The organism is Marilutibacter chinensis (assembly GCF_021725675.1).
Lineage (GTDB): Bacteria > Pseudomonadota > Gammaproteobacteria > Xanthomonadales > Xanthomonadaceae > Marilutibacter > Marilutibacter chinensis.
In genome coordinates this window covers 117162-131483 of sequence record NZ_JAKJPO010000009.1, presented here as the reverse complement: position 1 = coordinate 131483, position 14322 = coordinate 117162, and the positions used below count along the sequence as shown (strand labels likewise).

At 69.6% G+C, this 14322-nt stretch carries 13 protein-coding genes; all 13 read left to right on the top strand.

All coding sequences use genetic code 11. From position 1 onward, the window contains the following. Window positions 1-27 precede the first annotated feature (27 nt). Window positions 28-1269 carry a hypothetical protein gene (locus tag L3V18_RS14090; protein WP_237055890.1) on the top strand — a complete coding sequence of 414 codons (1242 nt, stop codon included), beginning with the start codon at window positions 28-30 and terminating at the stop codon, window positions 1267-1269. A 102-nt stretch (window positions 1270-1371) separates the two neighbouring features. Continuing rightward, a complete protein-coding gene (locus L3V18_RS14085) occupies window positions 1372-2001 on the top strand; it encodes a ParA family protein (RefSeq protein WP_237055888.1) in 630 nt (209 codons plus the stop codon). A 66-nt stretch (window positions 2002-2067) separates the two neighbouring features. Further along, the gene (locus L3V18_RS14080; protein WP_237055886.1) at window positions 2068-2544 is read left to right on the top strand and encodes a SixA phosphatase family protein; all 477 of its coding nucleotides are present in this window, start codon (window positions 2068-2070) and stop codon (window positions 2542-2544) included. Window positions 2545-2692: 148 nt separating this feature from the next. Further along, on the top strand, window positions 2693-3328 hold the full coding sequence (locus tag L3V18_RS14075; protein ID WP_237055884.1) for a YceI family protein: 636 nt from the start codon (window positions 2693-2695) through the stop codon (window positions 3326-3328). Beyond that, window positions 3325-5304 (top strand): phospholipase D family protein, encoded by a 1980-nt coding sequence (locus L3V18_RS14070; RefSeq protein ID WP_237055882.1) that lies wholly within the window; start codon window positions 3325-3327, stop codon window positions 5302-5304. Before L3V18_RS14075 ends, L3V18_RS14070 begins: the two co-directional genes overlap by 4 nt. 749 nt (window positions 5305-6053) lie before the next feature. Next, complete coding sequence (locus L3V18_RS14065) at window positions 6054-6242, top strand: hypothetical protein (RefSeq protein WP_237055879.1); 189 nt, start codon at window positions 6054-6056, stop codon at window positions 6240-6242. A 194-nt stretch (window positions 6243-6436) separates the two neighbouring features. Then, a complete protein-coding gene (locus tag L3V18_RS14060) occupies window positions 6437-6904 on the top strand; it encodes a hotdog fold thioesterase (RefSeq protein WP_425493536.1) in 468 nt (155 codons plus the stop codon). Between the two features lie 59 nt (window positions 6905-6963). Then, on the top strand, window positions 6964-7767 hold the full coding sequence (locus tag L3V18_RS14055) for a lysophospholipid acyltransferase family protein (protein WP_237055876.1): 804 nt from the start codon (window positions 6964-6966) through the stop codon (window positions 7765-7767). Between the two features lie 66 nt (window positions 7768-7833). After that, window positions 7834-8871 carry a YheT family hydrolase gene (locus tag L3V18_RS14050; protein WP_237055874.1) on the top strand — a complete coding sequence of 346 codons (1038 nt, stop codon included), beginning with the start codon at window positions 7834-7836 and terminating at the stop codon, window positions 8869-8871. Window positions 8872-9645: 774 nt separating this feature from the next. Next, entirely contained in the window at window positions 9646-11715 is a 2070-nt protein-coding gene (locus L3V18_RS14045) for a tetratricopeptide repeat protein (RefSeq protein WP_237055872.1), read from the top strand. A gap of 145 nt (window positions 11716-11860) precedes the next feature. Continuing rightward, window positions 11861-12499 carry a YbhB/YbcL family Raf kinase inhibitor-like protein gene (locus L3V18_RS14040; protein WP_237055869.1) on the top strand — a complete coding sequence of 213 codons (639 nt, stop codon included), beginning with the start codon at window positions 11861-11863 and terminating at the stop codon, window positions 12497-12499. 111 nt (window positions 12500-12610) lie between these two features. Next, window positions 12611-13549 carry a hypothetical protein gene (locus tag L3V18_RS14035; protein WP_237055868.1) on the top strand — a complete coding sequence of 313 codons (939 nt, stop codon included), beginning with the start codon at window positions 12611-12613 and terminating at the stop codon, window positions 13547-13549. After that, window positions 13549-14247, top strand: coding sequence for a hypothetical protein (locus L3V18_RS14030; RefSeq protein WP_237055866.1), 699 nt, complete (start codon window positions 13549-13551; stop codon window positions 14245-14247). Before L3V18_RS14035 ends, L3V18_RS14030 begins: the two co-directional genes overlap by 1 nt. Window positions 14248-14322 lie beyond the last annotated feature (75 nt).

Sequence of the window (14322 nt, the reverse complement as noted above, 5' to 3'; positions counted from 1 at the left end):
GTTGATTCGACGGGCAGGGAAGATGCGATGCGGTGGGCATGGCTGGGCGTGATGGCAGCAATCGCGGTGCTGCTGGCCTGGAACGGTATGAGTGGTCGCGAAACCGGCGAGGAAGGCGTCGCCGACGGTGTGGCCGATCATCGGAAGTCCACGGCCGGCGGTACCGCTGGAGATCCGGCGCCCGAGGCTTCGATGCGGACGGCGCCGCGGAGCGTCGGTGACCGCGACGGCGACGGCGCGTCGTCGCCGGATACGCTGCAGGCGATGGTCGCCTGGGAACATGCGTACCGGTCGGCGATCCGCCGTCATCTGGAAGCGCGGGCTGCGGCCGGCGACGCGCATGCGCAGTTGACCCTGGCCCTGGTGACCCTGGCGCCGGGCGGTGGGCTGTCCGATCCGACCGCGCTCGAACGCCGTGGCGACGCGGAGGCGGCACGCCGTGCCGCATCGCTGGCCCGCGCGCTGGACATGGCACCGGACGATCCGCTGGTCGCCTGGCATGTCGCGGAGGATTGTGGCCATCGGCTCTCCAGCTGCGACATGCAGGCCGCGTTGCAGCGACTGCGCGAGCTCGACGCCGACAATGCCGCAGTGTGGTTGCCGGGGCTGGACAAGCTGCTGGAGTCCGGCGATGTCGAGGCACTGGACCGGCAACTGGCCCTGTTCGCCGATGCTGGCCGTTTCGACGACCTGCTGGCGTCGACCGGCCGACTGCTGGCCGGGCAACTGGCCGATGTGCCCATCCCTGATCCCGGCGCCGACCTGCGCCAGGGGATCGGTGAGCGGATGGGGTTGGGTCGGCCAATGACCGTTGAGGAACTGCGCTATGTGCCGGCGTTGGGCGTCTGGATGGAGCAGGCTGCTGCTGCGACGACGACGGGGCTGTCCCGGGCCTGTATCGGCCCCGCCGCGCTGGCCGATCCCGCGCTCTGCCGCCGTGCCGCCGCCCGCATGGGGGCGGGCTCTTCGTTGGTCGAGCGGGCTGTGGGTCTGGTGCTGCAGGTGCAATTGACTGCGGATCGCCCGGAAGGTGCACGCTGGCGCGAGGCGCTGCGTCGCCACTACTGGCAGTACGAGCAGCTGATGGCGTCTGCTGGTGGCGCGTCGCCACCAGGCTATCTGCGCCGGATCCTGGCTGACGGCGAGGTCGCCGCGCTGGAATGGCGCCTTGCCCGGGTCGGACAGGCGGAGCCGCCCGCGGGCTGGCTGCCGAGCAATCCCCGGCACCGCGCCCTGGTGACCACCGGCCGGCCGCCGCCCGGCGACTGAGCGGCTTCCGTTCGCGAAGACCCCTCCACCTTCGTCCGCCCTCTCGATGGCCCGGCCACCGCCGGCGGTGTAGGCTGCGGGTTCCGTCCGGAGGGAGCTCGCATGAAGACCGTGCTGGTAGCCAGTTCCAAGGGAGGCGTCGGCAAGACCACTATCGCCACCCACCTTGCCGCGCAGGCGGCTCTCGATGGTTTGAACACCGTGCTGCTGGACGCCGACCCCCAGCGTTCCTCGACGCGCTGGGCTGAGCGCCGGGCCGGGACCGATAGCGCTGTGCTGCCGCTGGACGGCACCAAGCGCAAGGCTTGGCGCAAGCAGCTGCCCGACGACACCCAGCGGCTGGTGATCGATGCCCCGGCCGGGGCGATGGGGGAGGACCTCGAACACCTTCTGGAGCTCGCCGACCACGTGGTGGTGCCGGTGCAGGCGTCCACCCTCGACATCGAGGCGACCGTGCCGTTCCTGGACTCGCTGGCCAGGCACCCGCGGGTGCGCAAGGGCGAGCTGCGGGTCGGGCTGGTCGGCAACAAGCTGCGGCCGTGGACGAACGCCTCGCAACAGACGGTCGAGCTGCTCAGGCAGTGGCCGTATCCGCTGGCCGCGCAACTGCGCGACAGCCAGGCCTACGTGCTGCTGACCGGCCTGGGCAGGAGCATGTTCGACTACCAGTCGGCCAAGGTCCGCGAACACCAGCAGGACTGGCAGCCGCTGCTCAAGTGGCTGCGCAGGTAGAGCCGCCAGCCGCGCCGGCAACGTATCGGTTACGCTTGCCTGGCCCCAGTCTCGGCCCTCAATTCAATGCGTGAACTGATCCTGCTGCGCCATGCCCATGCCGAACCGGCGTCGATCGGCCAGGCCGACCTCGACCGCCCGCTGTCCGCCGAAGGCCTGGCCGAGGCCGAGGCAGCCGGCCGCTGGATCGCCGAACAGCGGCTGATCCCCGACTGCGTGCTGTGCTCGCCGTCGCGGCGCACCCGCGAGACGCTGGAGGCGGTGCTGTCGGTGATCGGCTATGTCGACCAGCGCATCGAACCGGCCATCTACGAAGCCACGCCCGGCAACCTGATCGCGGTGGCCGAGGGCCACGCCGAAGTCGGGCGGCTGATGCTGGTCGGCCACAACCCCGGCTTCGAGCGGTTGTCGGCGCTGCTGCACAGCGGCCAGTCCAGCGAGTACCGCGGGATGCCGCCGGGCGGGATCGCGGTGCTGTCGCTGCCGGGCGACCGGGCGCTGGAGCCGGGCGTCGCCCAACTCAGCGCCTTCTGGTGGCCGTGACTGCGACGCCGGTCGGGCGTGGCCGCTCCGATCGCGGTGGACCCGGGTCGGGCCCGCCGGAATTCCGCGGCCCTGACCTGAAGCCGTGTCCGATGGGTCGGACCTCGGCCGGGCGGGAGTCGAGCGGCACGTGACAGGGAGGGGCGTCTTGGCAGAACCGGCATTGCCGCCGCACGGCCGCCTTCGCCGGCTGGGGGCATTGGCCCTGTATCGGAGGGGCGGGCGACTGTGCTGCGTGCTGTTGCTGGGTCTGCCGTTGCTGGCATCGGCACAGCACGCGATCGGCGTGTTCGATCCCGAGCACACCCGCTTCGGAGTCGAGCTGCGCACGCGCTGGGGCCAGCGGGTCGTCGGCCGCTTCCCACGCTACGACGGCGAGCTGGTCGCGGTCGACGAGCGCCGCCACCAGGTGCGGGTGCGGCTGGCGACCGCGGCGGTCCGCATCGGCGACTCCGAACGCTATACCGCGATGGCGCGCGGGGAGGCGTTCTTCGATGCCTCGCGCTATCCCGAGATCGAATTCGTCTCCGACCCGGTCGGCGAGGACGAGGTCCGCCGCGGCGGCCAGCTGCGCGGCCGGCTGACGATACGCGGGGTGACCCGCTACGAGGCCTTCCAGCTGCTGCCTGCGACCTGCGACCGGCCGGGCCTCGATTGCGACGTCGTCGCCAGCGGCCGGATCGACCGCTACGACTACGGCCTGGACGCATGGAAGCTCGCACTCGACAACCACGTCCGTTTCACGATGCGGGTCAGGCTTCTCGACAAGGATCCCGGCCCATGACCGCCGGGTGGTCCCGCAGGATCCGACTGCTGGCGGTGGCCTGGCTCGCGCTGTCGCTCGGCGCCTGCGCCAGCCTGTCCGGCGCGCAGCGCGACCGCGCGCAGGCGATCGCGATGGACGCGCGTTCGAGCGAGATCGCCTGCGCGGAGGAGGATGCCTGTGCCGAGCCTTCGCCGTTGCGCGAGCTGGCTGCCGATGCGTTCGCCGCATCCACGCCCGAAGCGCCGCGCCACTACGCGCTGATCCTCGATCGCGGTCCCGAAGCGCTGATGGCGCGGTTGAACCTGATCCGCAGCGCGACCACCGCGATCGACCTGCAGACCTTCATCTTCGACGAGGACGACGCCAGCCGGCTCGTGCTCGACGAGCTGCTCGCCGCGGCGCGACGCGGCGTGCGCGTGCGGGTGCTGATGGACCAGCTGTCGGCGCTGCGGAGGGTCGAGACCCTCGCCGCGCTGGCCGGCGCCCACTCCAACTTCGAGGTCCGCCTGTACAACCCGGTGCTGAAGCAGGCGCTGATCAGCTATCCGGAATACGCGCTGGCCGCGCTGTGTTGCTGGAATCAGCTGAACCAGCGCATGCATACCAAGCTGCTGCTGGTCGACGGCGCGGTCGGCATCTCCGGCGGACGCAACTACCAGGACGACTATTACGACTGGGACGCGAGCTACAACTTCCGCGACCGGGACGTGCTGGTGGCGGGACCGGTCGCGCACGCGATGGCGGCCGATTTCGAGCTGTTCTGGAACGACAAGCGCAGCGTGCCCGCGGCCCGTCTCGACGATGTCGGCGGCTACCTGCTCAAGGCGGGCGTGCCGCCGCTGGAACTGGCCGACTACCAGCATCCGGCGCGCGCGCAGGCGATGCGGGACGAGGCGTCGGACCCGGAGCGGATCGAGGAGGCGCTGGTCGCGCATGCGATCCCGGTGGGCGAGGTGCGCTACATCTCCGACACGCCGGACAAGCACGCGGGGCTGGTCAGCGACGAAGGCGCCAGCCGCACCCTGCGCGAGCTGATCGAATCGGCCCGCGACGAGGTGCTGATGCAGACCCCGTACCTGGTGCTGTCCAGGCCCGCGCAGGAGATGTTCCGGCAGATGCAGGAGCGCGCCGAGCCGCCGCGGGTGGTGGTCTCGACCAACAGCCTGGCCGCGACCGATGCCTTCATCGTCTACGCGCTGTCGCACAAGTACAAGCGCCGCTACCTGCGCGAGTTCGGCTTCCACATCTACGAGTACAAGCCGTTCCCGACCGATGCCCCGATCGACCTCGATGCGACCGGCGCCGAGCCCGACGGTGCCGCTGTCGACGCGGTGGCCTCGACCGCGGTCACCTTCCCCAACGGCTTGAGCCGCAGCGATCTGCATCGTGAACTTCGTACACGCTACGACCGCCGCAGCGCGGTCGGGCGCGCCCAGTACCGGCGCGCGCTGACCCGCGAGCACGCCGCGCTGCGCTTCTCCTCGCGCGCGGCGCACGAGCCGGTGCCGCTCAAGCGCGCCGGCGTCCGCATCGGCATGCACGCCAAGTCGCTGGTGATCGACGGCCGGGTCGGCGTGATCGGCACCCACAACTTCGATCCGCGCGGCGATCACTACAACACCGAGGCGGCGGTGGTGATCGAGGATGAGGCGTTCGCGACCGCGCTGGCCGACAGCATCCGCCGCGACATCCGTCCGGAGAATTCCTGGGTCGTCGCGCGCCGCGACAAGCCGCCGGTGTTTTCCGGGCTCGACTATTCGGTCGGCAAGGCGTTCGAATACCTGCCGCTGTTCGACATCTGGCCGCTGCGTTATGCGACCAGCTACGAGTTCGTGCCCGGGCCCGACTGTCCCGAACCGTTGCCGCCGGACGACCCCGGCTTCCGTGCCTGCTACCGGCCGGTCGGCGACTTCCCCGAGGTCGATTTCGGCCTGAAGGGCTTCACCACCCGCATCTTCACCGCGTTCGGCGCGGGCCTGGCGCCGATTCTGTAGACGGCCCGAGTCCGCGGCATTTCGCGGCAACGGTGTAGGAGCGACGTGGGTCGCGACCGGCGCCGCATCGGCCATGACGTCTGCCGCGGTGCCCAACGCGGCTTACGCCGCTTCTACGGCGGTGTAGGTCGTCGTGGCCGGCAATCAGTTGCCGGGCCGCTGATCGCGCATGTCCAGGACCATGAAGCGATGGCCGGGGCTGCATTGGGTCGCATCCCAGTTGCACATGATGCCCAGCGCAATCCCGGAGAAGGGGCGAGCATGTGGCCGAGTTCGGGTGAACAGATCGGCGTGCCCCATTCCGACAGTGGCGCCGGCAACTCCGTCACGGCGTTCTCCGGTGCCCCGCTGCAGTCCCCGGCCATGTCGGCCGTGTCAGTGGCCGTAGCCGCGCCCAACGGCAGGGCGCACAACCGCAGTGACGCTGCGATGCGTCCGATCATCATTCCCCCTGATTCGATCCTGATGGTTGCAGCGGCCGTGCCCCCGCCGCTCCCGGCCGATGATGGCCCGCCCCCCTTTCTCCCCCATCAGTCATGGCAACGGTTCGCCCGTCGTGGACATCTGTATCGGTAGACCGCATGCCGGGTCGCCCGGACCGCCCCACAAGCTGAACGATTCCAGAGCAGGGACGGAAGCATGACTTCCGGCATATGGTCAAACAGTCTAGGTGTTATACATTACCAGCACACCGATTCACTACATCGGCAAACGCCCACCCCGCCGCACCACTCCCCAAGGAAACCGCCATGAACGCCCAGATCAATGCCCAGACCCTGAACCGCCGCCGCGACGACCGCCGCGCCAGCAGCACCGCCACCCCCATCCGCGCCTACCGCGAGCGTGAATTCGGCGTCGGCTACGGCCGCAGTAGCGGCTATGCCGCCGACCGCCGCTACACCCGCCGCACCTACACCTCGCTGTATCACGGTGCGTAATCGATGGGCGGCATGACCGGCGACACCCCGGCGCCCCCCGCTGCAGCAACACCACGACAAGAAACACGAAGTCCTTTCCCCTGGCCGACAGGCGTGCCCGCCCTCCCCATCTCTCCGCGGCGCGCCTGTCGGTAATTTCTTGCCTGGCTGAGCCGGGCTGTCTCCGCCCGACGAAGCTCGGCTATCGTGGCGGCATGAGCACCGTCACCGAAACTTCCGCCGCCGGCAACGCCGAGCCGGCCTCCCCGTTCCGCTCCGATGTGTCCCTCGATCAACTCAACGCGCTCTCGCGGGGCACCGCGATGGAGCCGCTGGGCATCGTCTTCACCGAGATCGGCCGCGACTACCTGCGCGGCACGATGCCCGTCGACGGCCGCACCCGCCAGCCCTATGGCCTGCTGCATGGCGGCGCCTCTGTGTTGCTGGCCGAAACCCTGGGTTCCAGCGCTGGCGGCCTTTGCGTACCGGAAGGCAAGGGCGTGGTCGGCATCGAGATCAACGCCAACCATGTACGTGGCGTGCGCGAAGGCCTGGTGACCGGCACCGCGCGGCCGCTGCATGTCGGCGGCAGCACCCACGTGTGGGAAATCCGCATCGAGGACGAGGCTGGCCGCCTGGTCTGCGTCTCGCGGCTGACCCTGGCGGTGGTCGGCCGTCGTTGATCGTCGCCGGCGAGCGACTCGGGCCCCGAAGCCGTCCCGCGCTGGGTATGATTCCCCCGATGAATGCGTCGCCCCCCCACGGCGTCGCCGGCACGCAATCCGCGTGGCCGGCGCGTGCCTTCCGCTATCTGTACCGGATTCCGCTGCTGGTGCTGCACCTGCTGGTGTCGTTGCCGGTCGTGCTGCTGCTGACCACGCGTCTGACCGGCGAGCTGCGCTGGGGCGGGGAACGTTTCAACCATCGGGTGATCCGTGCCTGGTCGGGCGGGCTGATGCGGATCTTCGGACTGCGCCTGCACCGCGTCGGCACGCCGTTGCCGGGCGCGGCGATGTACGTCGCCAACCACGTCAGCTGGATCGACATCCCGGCCCTGCACAGCCAGCGGATGATGGGATTCGTGGCCAAGCGCGAGATCGCCAACTGGCCGCTGATCGGCTGGCTGGCGATGCGCGGAGAGACCATCTTCCATTCCCGCGGCAGCGCCGAGTCGCTCGGCGGCGTGCTGCACGAGATGCTCGCCCGCCTGCGCACCGGACATTCGGTCGGCGTGTTTCCCGAAGGAGGGACCCGCAACGGCCGCGAGATCGGACCGTTCCATGCGCGCATCTTCCTGGCCGCGGTCGAGGCCGGCGTGCCGGTGCAGCCGGTCGCGCTGCGCTATGGCGAACGCGGCAGCGCCCAGACGGTGATCGCATTCACGCCCGGGGAGAGCTTCCTGGCCAATTTCCTGCGCCTGCTCGGCGAGCCCACGCGCCCGGGCGAGGTGCATTTCCTCGAACCGATCGCGCCGGGGGCAGAGGAGGGCCGGCGCCGGATCGCCGATCTCGCCCGGCAGCGGATCATCGATGCCATGAACGGCTGAGCCGATGCCCGCCTCGATCGGCCGCGCTGGAGCGAATGCTCGAAACGCAGGGGCTAAGTTCACCTCATGATGCTGTCCCCGCTGCCGACCGCCGCAACGTCCTTGCCGCAGTTGACGGCCGACGACTACCGGCCGCCGCGTTGGCTGCGCAGTCCGCACGTGCAGTCGGTGCTCGGCAGCAGTCCGCTGCGCCGACGCCATGGCGAACTCAGCCTGGCCGCCTGTGGCGCGGTCACCACTGCGCACATCATCGACGGCGGCGACGGCGTACGCCTGCAGGGCCTGCACAGCGTGATCCCCCGCCAGGGCTCGTTCTCGCGGGGACTGGTCCTGCTGCTGCACGGTTGGGAAGGCAGCGTCGATTCCAGTTACATGCGCCTGACCGCCGCGCATCTGCTGCGCGCGGGCTTCGAGGTGTTCCGGCTCAACTTCCGCGACCACGGCGATACCCACCATCTCAACGAGGGGTTGTTCCACTCCAATCGGATCGACGAGGTCGTTCATGCGGCCCTCGAAGTCGCACGGCTGTTCCCGCGGTTACCGCTCGCGGTGGCCGGCTATTCGCTCGGCGGCAACTTCGCGCTGCGGCTGGCATTGCGCGCACCGGCGGCCGGGCTGCCGCTCACGCACGTGGCCGCGGTCTGCCCGGTGCTCGATCCGGCCCGCACGATGGATGCGATGGAGCAGGGCCTGCCGATGTACCTGTGGTACTTCGAGCGCAAGTGGCGCGGCTCGCTGGCGCGCAAGCGCGAGCTGTTCCCGCAACTGCACGCATTTGACGACCAGGTGCTGGGCCTGCGGATGCGGCCGTTGACCCGCTGGATGGTCGAGCGCCACACCGACTTCGGCACCCTCGACAACTACTTCGACGGCTATTCGATCGCAGGTGCGCGGTTGTCGGCGCTGCAGGTGCCGGCGAGCATCCTGATGGCCGAGGACGACCCGGTGATTCCGGTCGAGGGCTTCCGCGCGCTGCAACTGCCGGCGCCGGTGCGGCTGGAGATCTCGCGGTGGGGGGGGCATTGCGGCTTTCTGGAAAGTCGCCGGCTCGATGGCTTCGCGGAGCGCTGGATCGCGGCAAGGATGCTCGACGCGATCGGTTGAGATCGCGATTCTGCCGTTGCCCTGAGCTGTGACTTTGACGTTGACCTTCAGCGACTTAAAGCCCGCCGCGCACCGCAGGCCGGAGCGGCCGCAGAGGTGCCCATGTCTGAGCGCCGCCCAGCGGCGCGAGTTTGGGCACCGTGCCGCTGCGGACGAGGAGCACAGGGGACCGGGACGGCGCAGCCGGCCCGGCGGGCGTCAGGAGCCAGCGGTTTTGGTTCCTTTTGCCAAGACAAAAGGAACCCGCCGAAGGCGGAAGCCTTTGATCTTGATCCAAAGAATGGGGAGCCTCTGTTCAAGAGCACGAAGACGGAAGGCCTTTGGCCTGTTCCGAGTAGACACCTGGATCGGCATGGCCAGAATCAACAGCTTCCGCCGCTATAGCGGCGGGTGACTTTTCTTTGCTGGCCCAAAGAAAAGTCACCAAAAGAAAGGGCCTCCCCGACACACCTCCATTGCGAGCGGACAGCCTGCCGGGATTTTTCGACACGACATCCTGTCGTGATCGAAAAACGGCACGCGTCCATGCGCGCCGCCCTCCGGGTCTCCAGTCGATGTCGGCGACCTACCGCATGGAAAGATCAAAATCCACGGCAACGGCAACGGCAACGGCAACGGCAACGGCAACGGCAACGGCAACGGCAACGGCAAAGTGCGGTACGGCGGGCTGGAGCCCGATTCAGGGAGCGGGAACCGGCGCGCGACCCTGATGGCCCCGTCCGCCGGCATCGGGCCCGGTACAATCGACGCTTTCGCCGGAACATCGACCGCCCCATGTACGAAGCCACCATCGACGCCCTCCGCCGTGGCGCCGCCGCCGAAGCCCTGACCGCCGCCCGTGCGACGGTCGATGCGCAGCCGCAGGATCCGGTCGCGCACCGTCTGCTGTCGGCGGCCCTGCGGATGGGCGGCGATCGCGATGCCGCGCTGGCCGCGATCGACCGGGCCATCGCCCTGGTCCCGGAGGACGCCCAGCAGCACCTGGAGCGCGCCGGATTGCTGCTGGACGGGCGCCAGCTGGACGAGGCCCAGGCCTCGCTGGCGCGCGCGGTCGGTCTGGACCCGAACAAGTTCCCGGCGTACGTCCTGCAAGCGCAGCTGGCGATCGGCCGCGGCGACCTCGACCAGGCCGAGAGCCTGATCAAGACCGCCGCCCGGATCGCTCCGGAAGACCCGCAGGTGACGGCGCTGGAAGGTACGCTGGCGCTGCGCCGGGGCGATGCCGACCGCGCGCTTTCAATCCTCAGCCAGGCCTCGCAGCGCCACCCCGACGAGGCGATCCTGCGGCACGCCTTGGGCTTCGCCTATGTCGCCAAGGGTCACTTCGCGTTCGCCGAACAGGCGTTCCGCAGCCTGCTCGAGCGCTACCCGTCGAATCCGCTGCGTGCGATGGTCGCCGATCTGGTCCGCCGCCAGGGCCGTCCCGGCGAGGCGGTCGACGAGCTGCTGCCGATCCTCGAGAACGGCGGCGGAAGCCCGGCGCTGCAGCGCCTGATCGGCGAGATGGAGCTGGAAGCCGGCCGCACCGAAAGCGCGCTGACCCGGCTCAAGGGCGTGCTGGTCGAGCAGCCGCGCGACCGTCGAACGATCGCCGCGGCAAGCGAGGCCTGGCGACGCGGCAACGGTGCCGAGGATGCGCGTGCGACGCTGGAGACGTTGCTGGCCGAACATCCGGACGTGCCCGACCTGTGGTATGCGCGACTGCTGTTCGAGCCGTTCGCCAGCGACGCCGCGCGCGTGGTCGTCGAACGCTGGCTGGCGGCGATGCCGGACTTCGTCCCCGCGCTGGAGGCGCGCGCGACGATCCACCAGCAGGCCGGCGAAATGGAGCAGGCCGACGCGATCGCGCACCGGATCACCGAGATCAATCCCGGCCACGCCGGGGCCGAGCTGCGCGTGATCGACAACCTGATGCGCAGCGATCCCGATGCCGCCGTCAACCAGGTCGAGAGCCTGCTGGCGCGGGCCAGGGACGAGGGCGTGAAGCGGATGCTGCGGCAACTGCTCGGCCGGACCTTCGACGCCGCCGGCCAGTACGACGCGGCGGCGGCGACCTGGGCCGAGCTGCACGCCGAGGCGGTGCCGCAGCGGTTGCCGCTGCCGCCACTCGGCGACGGCGTGCCCGAACTGCCGCCGATGGCGCCGGTGCCGGAACAGGCGCCCGGAGTCGCATTCCTCTGGGGTGCACCGGGTTCGCTGGTCGAACGCGTCGCATTGACCCTCGACAATGCCCGCATGCCGATGCTGGCCGACCGCTTCGGCTCCAGGCCGCCGCGCGACCCGATGCAGCGCTACGGCACCACCGCGGCGCTGTCCGATGGCTCGCTGGATCCGTCCTTCCTGGTCAACCAGTGGCGTGCGACCCACGCCGCGCGGGGAGTCAAGGACGGCCGCATCATCGATTGGCTGCTGTGGTGGGACAACACGTTGCTGCTGGCACTGCGCCCGCACCTGCCGGAAGCGCGTCTGCTGTTCGTGCTGCGCGATCCGCGCGACATGCTGGTCGACTGGCTGGCGTTCGGCGCGCCGATGCCGTTCGCGTTGGAGTCGCCGGAAACCGCGGCGGACTGGCTGGCGAAGGCGCTCGGCCAGATCGCCGATCTGCGCGACGGCGGCCTGTTCCCGCACAGCCTGATCCGCCTCGACGACATCGCCCACGACCCCGCCGCGATCGCGCAGTCCATCGGCGACGCGCTCGGCGTGCAGTTGCCGGCATTGTCGGATGGCGCGCAGGGCCCGGATCGCTACGCTTCAGGGCACTGGCGCCACTATGCCGAGGCGCTGGCGCCTGCATTCGCGATCCTCGCGCCGGTGGCCGAGCGGCTGGGCTATCCGGCGCGCTGATTGGCTGCAGGAGCGGCTGCACGAGCGGCAGGGGCCCGCGATGAGGCGTTTTGGAGCCAGTCGCGGCGGCCTACGTCGCTGCCACGACGGCTCCTGCATGATCGACGCAGACGCCGGCTTTCGACGGCAAGCGAAGGAGAAGAAGATGAAGATCCGCAGCGACAGTTTCCGCAATGGCCGGCGCCTGCCGGTCGAGTTCGCCGCCGGCCAGCCGACCGCCGACGGTTTCGGCTTCGCGCCGAATCGCAATCCGCACCTCGCCTGGGACGCGGCGCCGGAAGGCACCCGTTCGTTCGCGCTGCTGTGCATCGACCCCGACGTGCCGACCGTCGCCGAGATGGTCGGCAAGGCCGGGGTCGAGATCCCGGTCGCGCAGCCGCGTACCGACTTCGTGCACTGGGCGATGGTCGACATTCCCGCCGACGTGCGCGAGATCGCTGCCGGCAGCTGCAGCGACGGCGTCGTCCCGCACGGCAAGACGGAGCCGGCCGGCCCTGCCGGCGCGCGCCAGGGTCTGAACGATTACACCGGCTGGTTCGCCGGCGATGCGTCGATGGCCGGCCAGTGGCGTGGCTACGACGGGCCGTTTCCGCCGCCCAACGACCTGCGCCTGCACCGCTATTTCTTCCGCCTGTTCGCGCTGGATGTGGACACACTGCCGGTCGGCGACGATTTCACCGCCGCCGATGTGTTCGCAGCGATGCACGGCCATGTGCTGGCCGAGGCCTCGATCCACGGCACCTATTCGCTGCACCCGGACGTCGGCGGCGCGGACGCGTCGTGAACTTCGGAGCGGTCCGGGCTCGCGAAAAAAGCGGACCCGGTTCCGTCGACATCTGTATCGTGTCCGGCCTGCTCCGGGCGCCGTGTCCGGTGAGCCTGCGAGGAGAGGAATTTGGCAAAGCGGTCCGGTGTTGAGGCCCGCCGGCGTCGGCGCCGGGTCGGAAGCGGTTGCCTGCTCGCCTTGGCGGCGCTGTCGCTGGCCGGCGCGGCGTTCGCGCAGGCGCGACCGGTCACGACGTACCGGGGCACCGTCGGCGACTCGCCGGTGGAGCTGCTGCTGATCCACGACTGGCAGCTCGACGGCATGGGCGGCTATCTGTTCGACGAAGCGCAGCGCATGCTGCTGCCATTGGAAAAGACGCCGTACGCCGAGGACGAAAGCCTGCTGATCAACGTGCTGGGCGACCCGATGCTGCCCACGTCCGTGATTGCGTTTCGTCCGTTCGTGCCCGGCGCGAAGTACCTGCGGGGCCGTTCGATCGATCTGCGCAGCCGCGAGCAGAAGGAGGTCAGCCTGCAACGCGTGATGCGGTTCTCCAGCGACCCACGCGATGCCTATACGGGCGACCTGCTGCAGGGACAGCCCGACGACCGGTTCCATTTCCGGGTACATGCTCGCAAGGCGCGTGGCGAACATGCCGGGCGCGTGGACGCGATCACCGTCTTCGATCGCGCCAGCGGCGAGCCGGTGCAGGTGCTGGACGGACTGGACCTGTTCTTTTCCGGTACCGATACCCTGCAGTTGGACGACTTCAACGACGACGGCATCGTCGACTTTTCGGTGATGCCGATGCGGGCCGACGACGCCACGCGTACCGGCGAGCATCGGCACTACTTCGTCTATCGGCAGGAAGCGGGCGGCTATGCCCGCGACCCGCAACTGGAAGCGCTGGCGGCACAGGGTGCGCTGGAGTTCGGTTCCGGAGGACGGGTCAGTCTGCGGCCGGAAAGCGGGGTCGACTACCGCGCCGGTACGATCCAGTGGCGGCACTACCGCTTCGTCGCTCCGGACCGGCTCGAGCTGCAGAGCCAGAGCGAGGAGCGCTTCTGATGGGATTTCCCCGTGGATGGATCGTCTGGCTAGCCGGTCTGGCATGGCTGGCCGCGTCGTCGCCCGCACTGGCTTCGTATGCGGTCTACACCGGCCGCATCGGCCAGAGCGACATCACCTTCGTGATCGAGAGCCGCAACGCGGTGCAGCGGGCGGTCTACTTCTACGACCGCTATCGCACGCCGATCCGGTTGAAGCCGGCGTTCCTGCACCGGACGCGCGATTTCGGCATGGACGAGCTGGATGCGGCCGGATTGCCGGTCGCGCGGCTGCGCTTCGACAACGCGAACTTCTTTCGTTCCACGCCCCGGCTCACCGGCAACTGGATCGACTACCGCAGTGGAAAGACGTTGCCGCTCGAGCTCGAGCTGGTCGCCTACCTCGACTACGACGGCGCCTGGCCGGCCGGGCACCACCCGTTGCTGCAGGCGGCGTCCAGCGAAGGGTTCTACTTCCAGATCCCGATGGACGAGGACGATGCGGCGGTGCACGCCATCGAGGTGATGGACAAGTCCAGCGGCAAGCGCTGGCAGACCCTCGAACTGTCGCAACCCGGCTGCAACCGAGGGATGGAAACGGTGCAGGTGGTGCTGGAGCGCGGCGTCACGCAGTTGCGGATGGCACAGACACCGCACTGCCCCGGCATGGTGTTCGAGTGGAACCCGGCGGAGGAACGCTTCGAGGACAGGCTGCACTAGCCGGCTGCCGGAGGCATGCCACAGCCCGGGTGAGGCCGGAGACCGCACCCGGGACTGCCCGGGTCCCGCCCCGGT

Bases quoted from the DNA above. Each gene is read 5' to 3' on its own strand.
- L3V18_RS14090 (WP_237055890.1), top strand. From the start codon at position 28: ATGCGGTGGGCATGGCTGGGCGTGATGGCAGCAATCGCGGTGCTGCTG.
- L3V18_RS14085 (WP_237055888.1), top strand. From the start codon at position 1,372: ATGAAGACCGTGCTGGTAGCCAGTTCCAAGGGAGGCGTCGGCAAGACC.
- L3V18_RS14080 (WP_237055886.1), top strand. From the start codon at position 2,068: ATGCGTGAACTGATCCTGCTGCGCCATGCCCATGCCGAACCGGCGTCG.
- L3V18_RS14070 (WP_237055882.1), top strand. From the start codon at position 3,325: ATGACCGCCGGGTGGTCCCGCAGGATCCGACTGCTGGCGGTGGCCTGG.
- L3V18_RS14065 (WP_237055879.1), top strand. From the start codon at position 6,054: ATGAACGCCCAGATCAATGCCCAGACCCTGAACCGCCGCCGCGACGAC.
- L3V18_RS14060 (WP_425493536.1), top strand. From the start codon at position 6,437: ATGAGCACCGTCACCGAAACTTCCGCCGCCGGCAACGCCGAGCCGGCC.
- L3V18_RS14055 (WP_237055876.1), top strand. From the start codon at position 6,964: ATGAATGCGTCGCCCCCCCACGGCGTCGCCGGCACGCAATCCGCGTGG.
- L3V18_RS14050 (WP_237055874.1), top strand. From the start codon at position 7,834: ATGATGCTGTCCCCGCTGCCGACCGCCGCAACGTCCTTGCCGCAGTTG.
- L3V18_RS14045 (WP_237055872.1), top strand. From the start codon at position 9,646: ATGTACGAAGCCACCATCGACGCCCTCCGCCGTGGCGCCGCCGCCGAA.
- L3V18_RS14040 (WP_237055869.1), top strand. From the start codon at position 11,861: ATGAAGATCCGCAGCGACAGTTTCCGCAATGGCCGGCGCCTGCCGGTC.
- L3V18_RS14030 (WP_237055866.1), top strand. From the start codon at position 13,549: ATGGGATTTCCCCGTGGATGGATCGTCTGGCTAGCCGGTCTGGCATGG.